The sequence below is a fragment of the Kineococcus gurbantunggutensis genome, from assembly GCF_050871925.1.
In the GTDB taxonomy this organism is placed as follows: domain Bacteria; phylum Actinomycetota; class Actinomycetes; order Actinomycetales; family Kineococcaceae; genus Kineococcus.
Genome location: NZ_JBJLSG010000307.1, coordinates 1 through 2,168 on the forward strand (window position 1 = coordinate 1; position 2,168 = coordinate 2,168).

Sequence of the window (2,168 nt, forward strand, 5' to 3'; positions counted from 1 at the left end):
GGGGGTGGGTGGGGGGGGGGTTGGTGGGTGTGGTGGTGGGGGTTGGGGGGGGGGGGGTGGGCCGCCGGGGCGGGCGGGGGGGCCCGGCCCCCCCCGCGCGGGCCGCCCGGGAGCCCCGCGCAACGATTGACGCTCATCGTCACTGCTGCCTACGCTCCGCGATGTCGTGACAGCGGTCACACAGCGACCACCTCGAAGGAGAGGCATGTCCTCGCTCCCCCCGGCCGCCGGGACCCCCGGCGACCCCGTCCGCCGCGCCCGCCGCGGACCCCTCCACCGCCTCGCCGCCCTCGGCCTGGGCGCGGCGCTGGCGACCTCGCTGGTGCAGCTGCCCGCGGCCGCCGCCGGTGCCGCCGCGCCCGCCGACCGCGGCCGCCCCGCCCCCGCCGGCCTGCCCGGCGTCACCGTGTTCGACCCGAGCATGCCCGTCGAGCAGATCCAGGCCACCGTCGACGCCGTCAACGCCGCGCAGGTCGACGCCGAGATGGGCACCCGCAGGCACGCTCTGCTCTTCGAGCCCGGCGTGTACGGCACCGACGAGAAGCCCCTGCAGTTCCGCGTCGGCTACTACACCGAGGTCGCCGGTCTGGGCGCCTCCCCCTCCGACGTCACCATCAACGGCAAGGTCGAGGTCTACAACCGCTGCCTGGAGGACGACGGCACCGCCAACTGCCTGGCGCTGGTGAACTTCTGGCGCACCCTGTCCAACCTCACCCTGCAGGTCAACGGGAAGGGCCAGGACGGCTGCCGCGCCACGGCGAACTTCTGGGCCGTCTCCCAGGCCGTCTCCGTGCGTCGCGTCGACGTGCGCGGCGGCACGTTCTCCCTCATGGACTACTGCACCGCCGGACCGCAGTACGCCAGCGGCGGCTACATCGCCGACTCCCGCGCCGGGCTCGTCAACAACGGCTCGCAGCAGCAGTGGTACACCCGCGACAGCGAGGTGGGCCAGTGGAGCAACGGCGTCTGGAACCAGGTGTTCTCCGGCGTCGAGGGCGCCCCGGACGACGCCGGGTTCCCCGACCCGCCGTACACCACCCTGGAGACCACGCCGCTCAGCCGCGAGAAGCCCTACCTGTTCGTCGACGGCCGCGGGCGCTACCAGGTGCGCGTGCCCTCCGCGCAGCGCGACTCGCGCGGCGTCACCTGGGACGAGGGCACCACGGCCGGGCGCACCCTGCCGCTGTCCGACTTCTACGTCGCCACGCCCTCCTCGTCCGTGCGGCGCATCAACGCCGAGCTCGCCCGCGGCAGGAACCTGCTGCTCACCCCCGGCGTGTACGACGTCGACCGCAGCATCGCCGTGCGGCGCGCGGGCACCGTCGTCCTCGGCCTGGGGCACGCCACCCTCACCGCCGTCGACGGCGCCGTCCCGCTGACCGTCGCCGACGTCCCCGGCGTCGTCGTGGCCGGGGTGACCATCGACGCCGGCACCGTGGAGTCGCCCGCCCTGCTGCGCGTCGGCGACGGGCACCGCGACCGGTGGGGGCGCGCCGGGCGCCCGCAGCACGGCCGCCCCGGCCGCGCGCCGGACCCCACGACCCTGTCGGACGTGTACTTCCGCGTCGGCGGCCCGCACGTCGGGCGCACCCGCACCGCGCTGGAGGTGAACAGCGACGACGTCCTGATCGACCACACCTGGGTGTGGCGCGCCGACCACGGCGTCGAGGGGTTCTCCGGCGACACCGAGCGCTGGCGCACCAACACCGCCCGCAACGGCGTCGTCGTCAACGGCGACCGCGTCACCGCGACCGGCCTGTTCGTCGAGCACTTCCAGCAGTACAACACCGTCTGGAACGGCGAGGACGGCACCACCGTCCTGTACCAGAACGAGCTGCCCTACGACCCGCCCACCCAGGCCGACTGGAGCCACGACGGCGTCGAGGGCTGGGCCGGCTACAAGGTCGGCGACCACGTGCGCCGGCACAGCCTCACCGGCGGCGGCGTGTACGTCTTCAACCAGAACAACCCCGACATCCACACCGAGAACGGCTTCGAGGTCCCGCGGACCCCCGGCGTGCGCCTGCACCACGTCATGACGGTCAACCTCGCCGCCGGCACGATCGACCACGTCGTCAACGGCGTGGGGGGGGGCGCCGCCCCCCCCCCGGCCGCGGCCCCCCCCCCCCCAAGCGCCCCCCCCCGCCGCCCCGCCGCCGGCGGGGGGG

At 75.2% G+C, this 2,168-nt stretch carries 1 protein-coding gene; it reads left to right on the forward strand.

Features of this window, described 5'->3' with window-relative positions:
• Nucleotides 1–205: 205 nt before the first annotated feature.
• Nucleotides 206–2,168: hypothetical protein (locus ACRYR7_RS25270; RefSeq protein WP_432575136.1), on the forward strand; the 1,963-nt coding region annotated here is incomplete at its 3' end.